The sequence below is a fragment of the Lactococcus garvieae genome (assembly GCF_016027715.1).
In the GTDB taxonomy this organism is placed as follows: domain Bacteria; phylum Bacillota; class Bacilli; order Lactobacillales; family Streptococcaceae; genus Lactococcus; species Lactococcus garvieae_A.
The window spans coordinates 377,396-394,390 of record NZ_CP065691.1; the positions used below are offsets into that span (position 1 = coordinate 377,396).

The following is a 16,995-nucleotide window of genomic DNA, read 5'->3' on the forward strand; positions in this document are numbered from 1 at the left end:
GAAAGTTATAGATGGTTCAATAAAGTCGCAAACACCATCTAACAAGACATACTTTGAGAGGATGAAAAACGCTCTATAGAGCGTTTTAAATGTAAGCGTTATAATGTGATGTATATCACTTTCCAATGTGACAAGTTTCTGAGAAAATGTTATAATAGTACAGTAAACATTATTATTGCATTCAGGAAAGGAATGAACAATTATGACTAAACAACATAAAAAAGTTATCCTCGTTGGTGATGGTGCCGTAGGTTCAAGCTATGCTTTCTCACTTGTAAACCAAGGTATCGCACAAGAATTAGGTATCGTAGATATTTTCAAAGATAAAACACAAGGTGATGCAGAAGACCTTTCACACGCTCTTGCTTTCACATCTCCTAAGAAAATCTATTCAGCAGATTATTCTGATGCTCATGATGCTGATTTGGTTGTCTTAACTTCAGGTGCTCCACAAAAACCAGGTGAAACTCGTTTGGACCTTGTTGAGAAGAACTTGCGTATCACTAAACAAGTTGTTACTGAAATCGTAGCATCAGGCTTCGATGGAATCTTCCTCGTTGCTGCTAACCCAGTTGATATCTTGACTTATGCTACATGGAAATTCTCAGGCTTCCCTAAAGAACGTGTTATCGGTTCAGGTACATCACTTGACTCAGCACGTTTCCGTCAAGCTTTGGCAGAAAAACTTGATATTGATGCACGTTCAGTCCATGCTTATATCATGGGTGAACACGGTGATTCAGAATTCGCTGTTTGGTCACACGCTAACGTGGCTGGTGTTAACCTTGAAGAATTCCTCAAAGACAGCCGCGGCGTTAAAGAAGAAGAATTGGTTGAACTTTTTGAATCAGTTCGTGATGCTGCTTACTCTATCATTGAGAAAAAAGGTGCAACTTTCTATGGTATTGCTGTAGCTCTTGCACGTATTACAAAAGCTATTCTTGATAATGAAAATGCTGTATTGCCACTTTCAACTTTCCAAGAAGGTCAATACGAAGGTGTTGAAGGACTTTACATTGGTCAACCAGCTATCGTTGGTGATAAAGGTATCGTACGTCCAGTAAATATCCCATTGAATGATGCTGAATTGCAAAAAATGCAAGCTTCAGCTAAACAACTTAAAGCTATCCTTGACGAAGCTTTTGCAAAAGAAGAGTTTGCATCAGCAGCTAAAAACTAATAAGTATTGAAACACCTAATTTAGGTGTTTTTTTTTTGTGATTTTTTTAAATTTTTTTCGTGTTAAATAATAAGAAGAAAAGTTGAGAAAAGAGAAATGATATGACTAAGGAAATACACTACGGAAGGGTTTTTCAACAAATAAGAAAGAGAAGAAAAGTGTCCTTAAGGGATTTAGAGGATATTGTGCCTCGTCGAACTTTATCACGCTATGAAAGTGGGGAGACGGATTTTCCACTGGCTAAACTCGAAAATTTGTTGGAAAGATTAAACTTGAATCTCATAGATTTTTATCATGTTTTATATGAAGATAAGATATATGCAAGATACGGAAAAGTTTTTAAAAAATTAAGAAAACAAAGTGGTTTTACTGATAAAGATTTTACACATCTTTCTATTTCTAAAGCACAAATGGAACTTTTTGAGTCAGGCAAAATTATGTTTGAATTTGATAAATTATATGCCATACTTATGGAGATGAATGTAAGCTTGGAGGACTATTGCTTTATTCTTAATAAAGGCAGTGAAGATTCTACAGAAAGTTTTCTGAGACGTGTGGACCTTGCTTATTTTAGAGGTGATAATGCAACTCTAAAAGATTTGGGTGAAATGGCTAAAGCAGATAAGAGATATTTCTATTTAACAATTAAAGTAATATTAGGAGAAATAACTGAGGAAGAAATTAAGGATCTTGAAGGCTACTTTATGTCCGTAGATTTGTGGACGCGTCATGAGCTTTTTATGTTTCAATATGTATCACCTGTGCTTAATTCGAGTAATTTAAAAATGATTTGTACAGATATATTATGTTTGAAAGTGCTTTTTGAAGATGAATTTATCTACCAGCGCCGTTTGGTTTTAGCAGGGTTGGAAATATCCCTTTCGAGAATAAATAAAAGTATGAAGGTAGCTGCAAAATTTTTCTTAGATTTTGCTGGAGAATTTCTACAAGATTCAGATGAACTTACTGGGGGAGCTTATCGCTTTGTAGAAAACATCTATCTGTATACTGTGACGGGTGAAGTGCAGTATCAGAGGAGAGCCAAAAAAATGTGTGATACAGCCTTGTTGTACGATGGTATGATGAAGGGGTGGTATTCGAAGAATTATAAAAAATTTTATAACAAGATAAGCCATATTTAGCACAAATTTATTTTGTGCTAAAATTTCAAGCTATAATATATTTGTAAGGGAGTTTTTTACAAAAAAATTAATTTATAACAGGAGGTTAGCATTGTACAACCAGAAGAAGACAATAGAAAGGTAATATCATGAAAAAAATTATTTTCAGTTTGAGTAGTATAATAGCTTTATTTTCAGCTTTTTTACTCTTTTCTGACTCTACAGCTTATGCTGAAGGAAGAGCAAGCGTCCCCTCTTTAGTGGAATTTACCCTTGAAAGAGATTCAACTTTTGATTTAGAAACTTTACCGTCAGAAGGTCAAACTAAAACAGTAGTAGACCATAATGGAGAAGAAACTCATTTTTCTGTGATACCTGTAAGCAATAATTTAAATCGGGTAGCTAATGGACAATATAGGATAAGTGCTTGGGGGTTGGGGTGGAGAGTCACTTACTACATTAGGGTAGTTAATAATAGGATTCTTTCGGCATATGACTTAAATTACTTCATCGCAATGCCTGTTCGAACATCTAATGTAAGAGTAGATCACAATAGGCAAGCAACAGCGCGTTTTGGATTTAATACTCCAATACACAATGTGCTTTCTTGGACAGGATGGGTTCGAGTAAGACTAGATAATTCTAATAGAATAGAGGTTTATAATAATTGATATTAGTTAGTATCATTTTTATCGTAACAATTCTTTTAATCGTCGTAGCCGTTTACTTCATCAAGCGACTTATTTCCAAAAGAAAGAGGTAACCATTCAGAAGGATGATGTAAATTGCAGGATTATAAAAAACTCAGAAGCCTCACAAGAAAAAAAGCATCTCAACTTGAAATGCTTTTTGTTTTTACTTAGTTTTGATATAGTTGACACCATCAGCTTTAGGTGCAACAGCTTTACCGAGAAAGGCAGCAAGTACGATAATAGTAACAACGTAAGGAGCCATTTGGAGGAAAGCAGATGGGATTTCTTTAATAACTGGGATTTGACCGCCAACAACAGCGAGTGAAGTAGAAAGTCCAAAGAGAAGGGAAGCCAACATTGCACCGATAGGGTTCCACTTACCGAAAATCATAGCGGCCAATGAGATGAACCCTTGCCCAGCGATAGTGGCAACTGAGAAGTTACCAGATATAGACTGTGCATATATGGCACCACCAATACCTCCAAGCATACCAGAAATGATTACACCTGCATAACGCATGAGATAAACATTAATACCTAAAGTATCTGCTGCCTGAGGATTTTCACCTACAGAGCGAAGGCGAAGCCCAAACTTGGTCTTAAAGAGGAGATACCAAGAAAGGAAGGCAATGATAATTGCGAGGAAACCTGGCAAAGAAGTTTGTGAGAAGAAAATTTGTCCAATCACAGGAATCTTTGACAAGACGGGGAAGTTCCAGTAACCGATTTGATTAGTAATATTAACTTGTCCTGCATTGTAGAAGGTTTGAATTAAGAACACGCCAAGTGCTGGTGCCATTAAGTTAAGAACAGTACCTGATACGATATGATCGGCACGGAAGTTAATAGTCGCCACAGCATGGATAAGTGAGAACATCCCTCCGATAAATGCTCCGAAGAGAATTGAGAGCCATGGAGTCATCCCTCCAAAAGTTTCACTGAAAGTGAGGTTGAAGACCACCGAGCTGAATGCTCCCATAGTCATGATACCTTCTAGCCCAACGTTGACGATACCACCACGTTCAGAGAACACTCCACCAATACTTGTAAAAATCAATGGTGTTGAGTAAATAAGCATATTTGCAATGATAATTTGCAATGTATCTACAATATTCATTATGCTTTTTCTCCTTTCTTCTTAATATTTGGAAGAACTTTTTCGATAATATATTTCACGGCAATAAAGAAGATGATTGTGGCTGTGACAATCTGTACAATTTGCGGTGGGATATTATCAATGTTACTCATGTTACCTGAACCTGTTTGGAGCATTGAGAACAAGAAAGCAGCAAATAGAATACCAACAGGATTTGTTTCACCTAAGAGGGCAACAGCCATACCATTGAAACCAATGTCGAGGGTAGCTGATTGGGTTACGAAGTTTTGCATGTAACCAAAACCATAAACGACACCGCCAAGGCCTGAAAGTGCTCCGGCAACTAGCATAGACATGATGATAGTACGTTTTGCTGAAATCCCTGCATATTCAGAAGCATCTGGATTGAGCCCTACTGATTTAATTTCAAAACCAAGTGTTGTTTTTGAAAGGACAATTGCCATGATGACAAGAACGATTAAAGCAATAAATAGACCAATGTTCAAAGTAGAATTATTTGTTAAATCTGACAGCCATCCTGTACGGAAGGAAGCATTCGCACCAATCAATTTTGTTTGGTCAGTCGAGTTAGGCATCATAATCTTTGAGCTGAAAACATCGTGAATGAGGAAAGTCGACATGAAGAGAATCACATAGTTAAGCATGATTGTCGTAATGACTTCAGATGTTCCCAAAAAGGCACGCAAGATACCAGGAATGGCTCCCATAAGTGCACCAAAGAGCATACCAATAAGGATAACCAAAGGAATCATTATTGGTTTTGGAATGCCAGGGAAGCTTAGAGCAAACCACATAGACATAATCCAGCCAGCAAGTGCTTGCCCAGACATACCTATATTAAAGAGCCCAGCCTTCATACCTACAGAGAAACCGAGAGCACATAGAATCAATGGGCCCATAGTTTGTAGTGTTTCACCAATGGCACGAGGTGTACCAAAAGCACCGATAATTAAATCTTCGTAACCATAGATAGGATTGAAACCGAAGATAAGCATGATGATTGCACCAATCAAGAAACCAGAAAGAACGGCAATGACAGGTACAAGGATTTTTTTAGTTTTGCTGTTCATTGATATTACCTCCAACCATGAGTATTCCAAGTTCTTGCTTGCTTGTAGTTTCTGGACTTACAATCCCTTGGATTTGTCCATCATGAATAACAGCAATACGGTCAGAAACATTAAGAATTTCATCTAACTCAAAGGAAACGACGAGAACAGCTTTTCCTTCATCACGTGCTTGAATCAAACGTTTGTGGATATATTCAATCGCACCAACATCAAGCCCACGAGTAGGTTGAGCAACAATAAGTAAATCAGGATTACGATCCACTTCTCGGGCAATAACAGCCTTCTGTTGATTACCACCGGAAAGTGATTTGAAAGGAATTTGCTCGCCAGCACCGCGCACATCAAATTCTTCCATGAGTTCACGTGCTTTAGCATTTATTTTATTGTAATCAAGGAAACCATATTTACTCAAGGGCGCTTTATAGTAAGTTTGAAGTGCAATGTTTTCGGCAACAGTCATTTCTAGAACGGCGCCATCACGGTGGCGGTCTTCTGGGACATGGCCGACTGAGTCTTCAATAATCTTACGCGGCTTATGTGTGGTGATGTCTTTTCCTTTGAGCTTAACAGAACCAGAATCAATTTTCATTAAACCAGTGATTGCCTTGATTAGTTCAGTTTGCCCATTGCCATCAATACCAGCTAGACCAACAATTTCACCAGCACGTACATCAAGAGAGAGTCCTTTAACAGCGAAGGCACCACGTTTTTCTTTAACGGAAATATTGTCAATACAAAGCACAACTTCCTGTGGCTGTGCAGCCTCTTTTTCTGTTTTAAAGGACACAGAGCGCCCAACCATCATTTCAGCGAGTTCTTTATTAGACTTATCACCAAGGTCGACAGTTTCAATAGAAACTCCTCGACGAATAACAGTAATACGATCAGCTACGGCACGAATCTCATCAAGTTTATGGGTGATGAGTACGATTGATTTTCCTTCTTTAACCAAATTACGCATGATTTCCATGAGCTCAGTGATTTCAGAGGGAGTCAGTACAGCTGTAGGCTCATCAAAAATCAAAATGTCTGCTCCGCGATAGAGAGTTTTTAAAATTTCTACCCGTTGTTGTTGTCCAACAGAGATATCGCGAACGAGAGCATCTGGTTCAACAGAAAGTCCATAACGCTTAGACAATTCAATAATTTTGTTTCGAGCTGTCTTAAGATCAAGGCTTAACCCTTTAGTCACTTCGCTTCCCAGCATAATATTTTCAGTAACGGTAAAGGCATCAATCAGCATAAAGTGCTGGTGAACCATACCGATTCCGAGCTGTGAAGCTTTGGTTGGAGAGTCTATTTGCTCGATTTTGCCGTTTACATGAATCTCGCCTTCTGTCGGTTCCAGAAGACCAGAGAGCATGTTCATCAAAGTTGACTTACCGGCACCATTTTCGCCGAGCAAGGCGTGAATTTCACCTTTTTTAAGCTCCAAGTTGATTTTGTCATTTGCGACAAAGTCACCAAACTTTTTGGTAACGTTAATCATTTGGATAACATTTTCGTTGGCCATGGCGGCTCCTTCTAAAAAATTTTATGGCATAATGTCTAAAGTCAAAAAGAAAGACTTACTGAAAAGCCCGAATATATCTACACTTTAGACAAAATAATTACATTTTATTATAACAAATAATAAGGCTTTTATAAAGGACTTTCTATAGTTGAAAATAAAGCGTTTTCATATATTGTTAAACTTTTCTTTGTTTTAAAGGGTTTTTGACAATTTTTACATAGAATTACTTACAAAACTTTGGTAAACTAAAAAGTTCACAAAAATTTTGCAAACTTTTTAATTTATTTTATTCTTGAATTTTTAATGACCGACTCATCAGGTGTTACCCGAATCGTTTTTTGCCCAGTATAAGTTACAAATCCTGGAGGTGTACCTGTTGGTTTATGTAGTTTTTTTACATCGATCATATCGACTGGGACAAGATTAGAATAGCGTGCTTTAGAAAAATAAGCTGCGAGCTCCCCGGCAAATGTAATCGTTTCATCGGAGGGATCAGGGTTACCAGTGATAAGAACATGGGAACCAGGGATATCTTTAACGTGGAACCAAAGATCCCCTCTTCGACTAAGCTTAAAGCTAACTTGCTCATTTTGAAGATTGTTTTTTCCAACAAGAATGATAGTTCCATCTTCTGCCTGATATTTTTCGGGTGGAAGCATTTTTTGTTTTTTATTGGTACGATACTTGGCTTTGATGAAACCCGTTTGGATTAATTCTTCACGGATATCCGCAATTTCGACAACATCTGCATGAGCAAGATTGGCTTCAACAGACTCTAGATAAGAAATTGTTTGTTTAGTATTCTCAATTTGGTTGTCTAGAAATTTTACAGCTTGTTTCAACTTTTGGTAACGATGAAAATAGCGTTGGGCATTCTGGGATGGAGTGAGTGCGAGATTGAGGCTAATGGTTATGGGTGTGTTTGTATAGTAATTATCTAAGGTTACTTCAGGTTTGTCGTTAGGGACTTGATGAAGAAAAGTTGTAAGAAGCTCTCCTTTTTGACGGAAGATTTCGGCATTTTCAGTAGCCCGTAGTTCTGCCTCTTGTTTTTTCAACTTATCGCGATTTTTCTTGAGCTCATTTTGAACTTTTTTGATAACTTCACTAGCCACTTGTTTGACACGGTCTCGCTCTGCTTTATCCGCATAATAAATGTCAAGCATCTCCGATAAGGTAGGAAAACTTTGAAAATCATCTCCTAATTTTATAGAAGAAAATTTGTCATTTGGATAGATAGAGGGGAGGACAGTACTGAGCTTTTCTTTAAACTCTGAAAGAGTAAGATTTTCTAATGCTTGGAGACTATCCCGTCCAATTCCTTGAAAAGTAGACTGTAGTGTATGTGTTTGCAAAGCCTCGAAAATCTTTTCATCTGATGCAAAAAAAGGATCAATTTTGTCACTTGTAGGTGGTGCAATATAAGTTGAGCCTGGTAAAAGTGTTCGATACTGATTTTGTGAGAAACCAACGTGCTTGATTGTTTCAATTATCTTGTTGCTACTTTTATCCATAAGGATGATATTACTATGTTTCCCCATGATTTCAGTAACAAGTGCAATCTGCATTGAGTCACCAATCTCATCTTTAGTGGAGATATGGAAAATAAGTTGTCGATCGTTTCCCACTTGTTCGATGTCTTCAATAAAAGCTCCTGAGAGATACTTACGCAAAATCATAACAAAGTTATTAGGATTTTGTGGATTTTGAAATTCTGTTTTTGTAAGTTGTATTCTCCCAAAAGTTGGATGTGCTGAGAGAAGAAGTTTGTGTGATGTCCGCCCAGAGCGGACAGTTAAAAGTAACTCTTGTTCAAAAGGTTGATTTATTTTTTGTATCCGACCTCCTTTAAGGATTTCAGAAATTTCTGCTGTCATGTGATGTAAAAAAATACCGTCGAAAGCCATGTTTTACCCCGTGTTTCTTAATAATCTAAAGCTTATTTTAACATAATTATGGAGGCTGTTGGTAGAAATTATGTTAAGATGAATATAAGAAGGGGCATTATGATGAAAAGCTTAAAAGAAGAAATCCAAAAACTAGCAGCTGAACTTAATATACAAAAAATTGGTTTTACAAAAGCAGATGATTTTGAGTACCTCCGCGCCTCTTTAATAGAACAAAAGGAAGCAGGTCACACCTCAGGCTTTGAACATAAAAATCTGGATGAACGTTTACAACCTAAACTTTCGCTAGAGGATGCTAAGACGATTATTTCGATTGGTATTGCTTATCCAAATAAAGCAGAAGGTAAACCAGAAAAAACAGAATATCGCCGTGGCTCTTTTTCGCGAGGCAGTTGGGGTGAGGATTATCACTACGTTTTGCAGCGAAAGTTGCAGGCTTTAGCTGAAGGAATCGAGGAGCTGGCTGGAGCGTTTAACTATAAAGCAATGGTTGATACAGGAGCTCTCGTTGACGTCGCAGTAGCTGCGCGTGCTGGTCTGGGCTTTATAGGAAAAAATGGGTTACTGGTGAGTAAGGAGTATGGCTCATGGATGTTTTTAGGAGAACTGGTAACAAATCTTGAGATTGAGGAAGACCAACCTGTAGATTATGGTTGTGGGTCTTGCACACGATGTGTGGATTTCTGTCCAACCAGTGCTCTTTTAGGGGACGGACGCCTTAATGCTCAACGTTGCTTGTCTTATCAAACACAAACACGAGGGGCTATGCCAGAAGAGTATCGTGAAAAGATAAAAACTGTGATTTATGGCTGTGACATTTGTCAGGTTGTCTGCCCGTATAATAAAGGGATCAACAGTCATTTTCATCCAGAAATGGAACCTGATCCTGAACTGACAAATCCAGAATTACTCCCGATTTTGGAATTATCGAATAAAGAGTTTGCAAATAAGTTTGGGAATATGGCAGGTAGCTGGCGTGGAAAAAATCCAATTCAACGAAATGCTATTTACGCCTTGGGAAATGCGAATGACCGCACGGCTCTTCCGAAATTACATGAAATTGCTGAAAATGATGTGAGAGACTACATGGTGGATGCCGCTGAATGGGCAATTGAAAAACTTGAAAACAAGCACAGAATCAGACGTCGTGAAAGAGAATAGTTTTAGGCGGCTGTCTTTTTTGGGACAAATATGATAAAATGGAGCCTATGGAACTATCTGAAATTAGAAATAAACTAGAGTCTTATGGTCAGAAAGTCGAGGATTTTCGTGGCTCTCTAGACTTGGATCGCTTAGAAGAAGAAATTGCTCTGCTAGATAATGATATGGCAGAGCCTGATTTTTGGAATGACAATGAGGCAGCTCAAAAAGTTATCGATGAATCTAACGCACTTAAAGCTAAGTATGAAAATTTCATGTCTATCGCAACGCTTCATGAAGACAGCGAAGTAATGCTAGAGATGCTTCAAGAAGAGGAAGATGAGGACATGCAAACGGAGCTTGAAGAGAATGTTGAAGAGCTCGGCAAAAAAATTGAGACTTATGAATTAGAAATCATGCTCAATCAGCCCTACGACCATATGAATGCCATTTTAGAAATTCATCCTGGGTCAGGGGGAACGGAGTCACAAGATTGGGGCAGCATGCTCATGCGGATGTATGAACGCTGGGGTGCAGCACATGGTTTCAAGGTTGAAATTTTAGATTATCAAGATGGGGATGTTGCTGGATTAAAATCAGCTACATTGAAATTTGAAGGTCGGAATGCCTATGGTTTCTTGCGTGGGGAGAAAGGTGTGCATCGTTTAGTACGTATCTCACCATTTGACTCACAAAATCGTCGTCATACTTCATTTACTTCAGTAGATGTAATGCCAGAGCTTGATGATACAGTTGAAGTAGATGTACGTGATGCAGATATCAAGATGGACACTTTCCGCTCAGGTGGTGCAGGTGGACAAAACGTCAATAAGGTTTCGACAGGGGTGCGTTTGACACACGTTCCTACAGGAATTGTTGTCGCTTCTACTATGGACCGTACGCAATACGGAAACCGAGATAAAGCAATGGCTATGCTGAAGTCTAAACTTTATCAATTAGAGATGGACAAAAAGCAAGCAGAAGTGGATGAATTACGTGGAGACCAGTCAGATATTTCTTGGGGAAGCCAAATTCGTTCTTATGTTTTCATGCCTTATCAACTCGTTAAAGATACCAGAACAGAGCATGAAACGGGTCAAATAGACAAAGTAATGGACGGCGATCTTGACGGATTTATCCATGCTTATCTACGCTGGAAAATGTAGAATTGTAACGTTTTAAAAACATTTTCGTAACTTTAATGAAAATAAGTAAAATAAATTACACCTAAAAATCTATTTATTTGGTATAATGTAAAGGCCTTTGCTTTTTTGAAACAAGTATACGTTTTAAAAAGAAGGATTTTCACATTCATAACCATTATAGAATGATATAGAAGATATGTGCAAAACAATTCAATGGAGACTAGAGATAAATGAGTATTATTAAATTAAATAATGTATCAAAAAAGTACTCTAACGGCACAACAGCATTGCGTAATATTTCTCTTGATATAGAGGCAGGAGAATTCGTTTATATTGTTGGACCGTCTGGAGCTGGTAAGTCGACCTTTATCAAATTGCTTTACCATGAGTTAAAAATCGACAAGGGGACAGGTATTGTTGCCAAGTTTGATTTGATGAAGTTGAAACGTCGTGAAGTACCTTTACTGCGTCGTTCTGTCGGAGTTGTCTTCCAAGACTATAAACTCTTGCCAAAGAAAACAGTATATGAGAATATCGCATATGCTATGGAAGTTGTTGGTAAACGTCCGCGTGAAATCAAAAAACGTGTCAATGAAGTTTTAGATCTCGTGGGTCTTAAGCATAAGATACGTTCGTTTCCTGATGAACTTTCAGGTGGGGAGCAACAACGGGTAGCTATTGCACGTTCTATCGCCAATGCTCCTAAGCTTTTGATTGCTGATGAACCTACAGGAAATTTAGATCCAGAAAATTCATGGGAAATCATGAACTTGTTGGAAAAGATCAATCTGCAAGGTACAACTATTTTGATGGCAACACACAACAGCCAAATTGTAAATACATTGCGCCACCGTGTTGTTGCGATTGAAAATGGACGTATAGTTCGAGACCAAGTGGAAGGAGATTATGGTTACGATGATTAGAAATTTATTTAAACATTTGTTGGAATCACTTAAAAATCTCCGACGTAATGGATGGATGACTGTTGCGGCAGTTTCATCTGTTATGATTACTTTGACTTTAGTTGGTCTCTTCCTTTCGGTTATTTTAAACACAGCAAAATTATCAAGTGATATTGAAGGAAATGTTCGTGTTGTTGCTTATATGGACTTAAATGTCCACGATATGGATAAAAAGATTGAAGATCCGAAGAATTCAAATAAGCAAATCAATAATCCAAAGTATCGGAAAATATATTCAGAAATTGAAAAAATTTCTGATGTGCGTTCAATTAAATTCTCAAGTAAAGATGATCAGCTTAAACAATTGACTGAAACTCTAGGTAATGCATGGTCTCTCTTCCAAGGAGATGCAAACCCACTCTATGATGCCTATATTGTAGAGGCTGATGATCCTCAAAATGTAGAAAAGGTCGCCAATGCTGTTAAGAAAATAGAGGGTATCCAATCTGCAAACTACGGTGGGGCCAATACAGATCGTATCCTTGCTTTAGGAAATAACGTTAAGATCTGGGGTGGTGCAGCAGCAGCTCTCCTTATCCTCGTTGCTATTTTCCTTATTTCAAATACAATTCGTATTACAATCATGTCCCGTCAACGTGAAATTCAAATTATGCGTTTAGTGGGTGCTCGTAATGGTTACATACGTTGGCCTTTCTTCCTAGAAGGTGCATGGGTTGGCTTACTGGGAGCAATAGTCCCAAGTATCCTCATTGCATGGCTTTATAACCTTGCGTTTACAAGCTTCACTCCAAGTTTGAAATCACAAAGTTTGTATCTTTTACCTGCACACAGTTTCGTACCAATGATGATTGGTTTACTCTTCCTCATCGGTATTCTTATCGGATCACTGGGGGCGGTAACTTCAATGCGTCGCTTCTTGAAAGTTTAAAATTAGAAAAGTAAGCTTCTTTTCTGAGTTTACTCTAAAAGACGCTCTCTATTTCTAAAAAAATAAAAAATCATTCAAGTATTTTTACTTGAATGATTTTTCTTTGCCTTTTTAATTATTATTTCTTTTTATAAAAAGTTAATCTACGTCCAAACGAAACATAAATAGCGGGGCAGTGAACTGTATAGCCAGAGGATAAATTAATGGAATGGGAGAATACTATAAAAGTGAGGGTTTTTAAAGGCCCGCAAACTTAGCTATAATCCTCTAGCCTTGTTTTATTTTATTCTTCATGTCCTCTAAATATAGAAAAACGATAAGATTTCATCATCTTATCGTTTTTCAGCAGATTCGTAGTTTCTCCAAATCTTTTTGATTATTTCATACCAATATTATAATCATCATCTGACATTGCTTCAACTTCACCGAGTAGGTAAGAGTTACCAACTTGGCTAAAGAAATCATGGTTTGATGAAGAAGTAGAAATACCATTCATAACGACGGAGTTAACGTCTGCGGCTGTATCTGGGAAAAGTGGGTCTTGACCTAAGTTCATCAAAGCCTTATTCGCATTGTAACGAAGGAACTTCAGAACTTCATCAGTCCAACCGATTTCATCATAGAGAAGATGTGTGTAGGCTTCTTCGTTTTCGTAAAGTTCATAGAGAAGATTATACATCCAGTCGCGAAGTTCAGACTGCTCTTCTTCAGTTAATTCATTAAAGCCGAGCTGGAACTTGTAGCCGATATATGTGCCGTGCACACTTTCGTCACGAATGATGAGTTTGATGATTTCCGCAGAGTTAATCATCTTGTTATTACCCAAATACCAAAGTGGGGTGAAGAACCCAGAATAGAAGAGGCAAGTTTCAAGAAAGACGCTCGCGATTTTCTTTTGAAGTCCAGTACCATTTTGATAGACATCGTTAATGATTTGGGCTTTTTTCTGCATATAGACGTTAGTATCAACCCAGTCAAAAAGTTCTTCAATCTCTGATTTTGTATTTAGTGTACTAAAAATTGTTGAATAAGACTTGGCATGAACAGATTCCATAAATTGAATATTGTTAAAGCAGGCAATTTCTTGTGGTGTACGTGCATCATGTTTAAGGACTTCAGCCCCGTCCACAGATTGTAGTGTATCCAAGAGAGTGAGCCCCGCAAAGGCTTTAGCAAATGTATCACGCTCAATTTGTGGCAATTTACGCCAGTCATCAAGGTCGTTGGACACAGGGACACGAGTATCCAGCCAAAATTGGCTTGTTAGTTTTTCCCAAGTATATTTATCAATAGAGTCCTCAATAGCATTCCAGTTGATGGCTGCATAATAAGTAGGGACTTTTTGGTTATTTTGTTCAGACATAGTATTTCCTTTTTTTAAACAACACAGCTTTCACATTGATTTGCGCCAACTTCATCTTCGTCATCAGTAAATGTACGAACGTAGTAGATCGTCTTGATTCCTTTATTATAGGCATAGTTACGCAAGATACTCAAATCACGTGTGGTCATTTTATTGTTAGTAACTTTCCATTCATAAAGGCCCTCAGGTAAAGTTGAACGCATAAATAACGTCATAGACAAACCTTGATCGACATGTTCAGTTGCAGCTGCATAAACATCAATCACTGCACGCATATCTGTGTCATAGGCAGATTTGTAATAAGGAATGGTATCTGTTGAAAGGCCGGCAGCAGGGTAGTAAATCTTACCCACTTTCTTTTCTTGGCGTTCTTCAATACGGTTAACGATAGGGTGGATTGAAGAAGAACAGTCGTTGATGTAAGAAATTGAACCATTAGGAGCAACGGCCATACGGTAAGAATTATAGAGACCACTTTGCATTACTTTTTCTTTTAAAGCAGCCCATTCTGCAGGTCCAGGTACGGCGATACCAGCAAAAAGTTCTTGGATTTCTGCTGGAACAGCTGCGAAATAGTCATGCTCAAGATATTTATCAAAGTAAGAACCATCAGCATAAGCGGATTTATCAAAATCTTTGAAGGTAGTTTGACGCTCAACAGCAAGTGTGTTTGAAGCCACTAAAGTATAGTAGTTCAATAACATAAAGTAAACACTTGTGAAGTCTACAGCAGCTTTACTGTCATAATGAATATGGTTTTTAGCAAGGAAAGAGTGTAGTCCCATGGCTCCAAGACCAATAGCACGCATTTCATCATTTCCTTTACGAACTGTAGGAACAGAATCAAGGTTTGATGTTTCGGAGATGAAAGTTAAAGCACGCACCATTGATTCAATTGAGCTACCAAAGTCATCACCAGAAGTCATCATGTTCATGACATTTGTTGAACCCAAGTTACAAGCCACATCAGTTCCTAATGTTGAATAAGTTTGATCATCGTTAAGCACTGAAGGAGTTTGAACTTGAAGAATTTCAGAACACAAATTACTCATTGAGATAACACCGTCTACGGGATTAGCCTTGTTCACAGTATCAACGTTTACAATGTAAGGATATCCTGATTCTTGTTGCAGTTTTGAGAGTTCTTGTTCCAATTCACGCGCACTAATTTTGATTTTACGAATCTTATCATTAGCAAGCATATTATCATATTCAGCAGTGATATCGACATGGGCAAATGGCATACCGTATTCTTTTTCCACAAAGTAAGGTTCGAAGAGATACATATCTTCGCCCTTAGCAGCGAGTTCATAGAATTTATCAGGGACAGTTACACCGAGGGATAAAGTTTTCACTCGGATTTTTTCATCCGCATTTTCTTTCTTCGTTGAGAGGAATTCCATGATATCAGGGTGGAAAATTGAAAGATAAACGACACCCGCACCTTGACGCTGACCGAGTTGATTGGCATAAGAAAAACTATCTTCAAAAAGTTTCATAACGGGAACGACACCGGCCGCAACGCCGTCATAACCTTTGATAGGAGCACCAGCTCCACGTAAGTTTGTCAAATTAAGTCCGACACCACCACCATTTTTAGAAAGCTGAAGTGCTGAATTAATCGTACGTCCAATAGAGTTCATATCATCCGTTAGTTGTAAAAGGAAACAGCTGACAAATTCACCACGACGTTTACGTCCCGCATTAAGGAAGGTAGGCGTTGCGGGTTGGTAACGACGGTTCAACATTGCAAAAGCAAGGTTGCGTGCAAGTTTTGTATCGCCATCGGCCATGTAAAGAGCATTCATAAGAACACGATCTTCAAAATTTTCAAGATAAAGCGTGCCTTCATTGTTCTTCATAGCATATTGGTTATAGAACTTATAAGCAGCCATGAAACTATCAAAGTGAAAACCGAAATCTAAGAGCTCTTGATGAAGTTCTTCGATGAAACGCATTTCATATTTGCTGATAAATGCTTCTTCTAAATAATCTTCTTCTAAAAGAGCAGCAATTTTTTCCGCATAGGTATCTTTTGTGAAAGTATTTGGCTCAACATTTTCCTTGAAGAAAGCAGCGATTGCTTCCTTGTCTTTTGCTAGAGGAATTGAGCCATTGACTGGGATATTGATTTGATTGTTAAGCGTAAAATACGTAACATCTTCAAGATTTTTAAGTGACATATATTTCTCCAGGTTCTTTAGACCACATGTTAATAATTTATTTTTAGGTATTATTCTCGTTATTTGAGACTAATATTTGCACCAGAGTCAAGTCGTGCAGCGATTTCTTCAACAGCAGCTACATCGCTTGGCGTGCCGTTAAACTCGAAATCGTAAACAATAGGAATTTGAAATTGTGCAGAGAGCTGTTTGGCGGTAAAAATATATAAAAAAGCAAAATTACGATTTCCCGTACCGATGATGCCTTTACAATAGCGAGCATTATCGGCATAAGCCATGAATTCAAAGACAGGGTCCATGATATCCATGCTTCTTTCAGCGCCTGGGGTTTCATCTGCATAACTCGGTACAACCAGCAAGAAGTCTTCATTTACTTCAAATTCTGGATCATTCGGTAGAATTTCCTCATGGTTCAAGTTGGTTTTATTGGCAAAACGACGTGTTTGCCCCGTTATACTGAAATAAATTAGTTTCATGCCAATTTTGCCAATTCACTTGGATTGAAACCAGAGAAAGAAACGTCTCCTTTAACAACAACAGGAGCAGCACGATAACCCATATCAAGAACTGTTTGAATAAATTCTGGTTTTTCATCAATGTTGATTTCTTCAAAATTTACGGTGTGCTCAGTGAGCCATTTTTTAACCATTTTACATTGCATGCAATTGTTTTTTGAGTATACAGTGACCATAATTGTTCTCCAATTTTTCTAA

At 37.9% G+C, this 16,995-nt stretch carries 15 protein-coding genes; 7 read left to right on the plus strand and 8 right to left on the minus strand.

The genetic code is table 11. From position 1 onward, the window contains the following. The first annotated feature begins 202 nt into the window (after positions 1-202). From I6G50_RS02060 to I6G50_RS02070, 3 genes are all read left to right on the plus strand, one after another. Positions 203-1,180, plus strand: a complete 978-nt coding sequence (locus I6G50_RS02060) for an L-lactate dehydrogenase (RefSeq protein WP_003135756.1) — start codon at positions 203-205, stop codon at positions 1,178-1,180. Positions 1,181-1,281: 101 nt separating this feature from the next. Beyond that, entirely contained in the window at positions 1,282-2,322 is a 1,041-nt protein-coding gene (locus tag I6G50_RS02065; RefSeq protein ID WP_197909013.1) for a helix-turn-helix domain-containing protein, read from the plus strand. A gap of 128 nt (positions 2,323-2,450) precedes the next feature. Further along, positions 2,451-2,972, plus strand: a complete 522-nt coding sequence (locus I6G50_RS02070) for a DUF5626 family protein (protein WP_197909014.1) — start codon at positions 2,451-2,453, stop codon at positions 2,970-2,972. A 184-nt stretch (positions 2,973-3,156) separates the two neighbouring features. On the opposite strand, the gene I6G50_RS02075 is transcribed toward I6G50_RS02070, so the two are convergent. The 4 genes from I6G50_RS02075 to I6G50_RS02090 all read right to left on the minus strand — a co-directional run bounded on the left by I6G50_RS02075 (position 3,157) and on the right by I6G50_RS02090 (position 8,600). Further along, entirely contained in the window at positions 3,157-4,110 is a 954-nt protein-coding gene (locus I6G50_RS02075) for an ABC transporter permease (RefSeq protein ID WP_081168284.1), read from the minus strand. After that, positions 4,110-5,180, minus strand: a complete 1,071-nt coding sequence (locus I6G50_RS02080; protein ID WP_081168281.1) for an ABC transporter permease — start codon at positions 5,178-5,180, stop codon at positions 4,110-4,112. The genes I6G50_RS02075 and I6G50_RS02080 overlap by 1 nt, the downstream gene beginning before the upstream one ends. After that, positions 5,164-6,693, minus strand: coding sequence for an ABC transporter ATP-binding protein (locus tag I6G50_RS02085; RefSeq protein WP_003135750.1), 1,530 nt, complete (start codon positions 6,691-6,693; stop codon positions 5,164-5,166). The genes I6G50_RS02080 and I6G50_RS02085 overlap by 17 nt, the downstream gene beginning before the upstream one ends. Before the next feature lie 281 nt (positions 6,694-6,974). Beyond that, the gene (locus I6G50_RS02090; RefSeq protein ID WP_197909015.1) at positions 6,975-8,600 is read right to left on the minus strand and encodes an Rqc2 family fibronectin-binding protein; all 1,626 of its coding nucleotides are present in this window, start codon (positions 8,598-8,600) and stop codon (positions 6,975-6,977) included. Between the two features lie 102 nt (positions 8,601-8,702). Between I6G50_RS02090 and queG the strand changes: the two genes are divergently transcribed. The 4 genes from queG (at position 8,703) to ftsX (ending at position 12,736) form a co-directional block, all read left to right on the plus strand. Then, positions 8,703-9,761, plus strand: coding sequence for a tRNA epoxyqueuosine(34) reductase QueG (queG, locus tag I6G50_RS02095; protein ID WP_042753183.1), 1,059 nt, complete (start codon positions 8,703-8,705; stop codon positions 9,759-9,761). 47 nt (positions 9,762-9,808) lie between these two features. After that, positions 9,809-10,906 (plus strand): peptide chain release factor 2, encoded by a 1,098-nt coding sequence (gene prfB / locus I6G50_RS02100; RefSeq protein WP_197909016.1) that lies wholly within the window; start codon positions 9,809-9,811, stop codon positions 10,904-10,906. A 209-nt stretch (positions 10,907-11,115) separates the two neighbouring features. Beyond that, positions 11,116-11,808 (plus strand): cell division ATP-binding protein FtsE, encoded by a 693-nt coding sequence (gene ftsE / locus I6G50_RS02105; protein WP_003135745.1) that lies wholly within the window; start codon positions 11,116-11,118, stop codon positions 11,806-11,808. After that, entirely contained in the window at positions 11,801-12,736 is a 936-nt protein-coding gene (gene ftsX, locus I6G50_RS02110; RefSeq protein WP_197909017.1) for a permease-like cell division protein FtsX, read from the plus strand. The genes ftsE and ftsX overlap by 8 nt, the downstream gene beginning before the upstream one ends. 376 nt (positions 12,737-13,112) lie before the next feature. Here ftsX and nrdF read toward each other — a convergent pair whose 3' ends face one another. From nrdF to nrdH, 4 genes are read right to left on the minus strand one after another with little or no spacing between them, the layout of a single operon-like run. After that, positions 13,113-14,099, minus strand: coding sequence for a class 1b ribonucleoside-diphosphate reductase subunit beta (gene nrdF, locus I6G50_RS02115; protein ID WP_003135743.1), 987 nt, complete (start codon positions 14,097-14,099; stop codon positions 13,113-13,115). A gap of 14 nt (positions 14,100-14,113) precedes the next feature. Next, positions 14,114-16,282: a class 1b ribonucleoside-diphosphate reductase subunit alpha gene (gene nrdE / locus I6G50_RS02120; RefSeq protein ID WP_003135741.1), complete on the minus strand. Its 2,169-nt coding sequence runs from the start codon at positions 16,280-16,282 to the stop codon at positions 14,114-14,116. A gap of 59 nt (positions 16,283-16,341) precedes the next feature. Further along, positions 16,342-16,758 (minus strand): class Ib ribonucleoside-diphosphate reductase assembly flavoprotein NrdI, encoded by a 417-nt coding sequence (gene nrdI, locus I6G50_RS02125; RefSeq protein WP_081168269.1) that lies wholly within the window; start codon positions 16,756-16,758, stop codon positions 16,342-16,344. Then, positions 16,755-16,973, minus strand: coding sequence for a glutaredoxin-like protein NrdH (nrdH, locus tag I6G50_RS02130; protein WP_042753178.1), 219 nt, complete (start codon positions 16,971-16,973; stop codon positions 16,755-16,757). Before nrdH ends, nrdI begins: the two co-directional genes overlap by 4 nt. Positions 16,974-16,995: the final 22 nt, after the last annotated feature.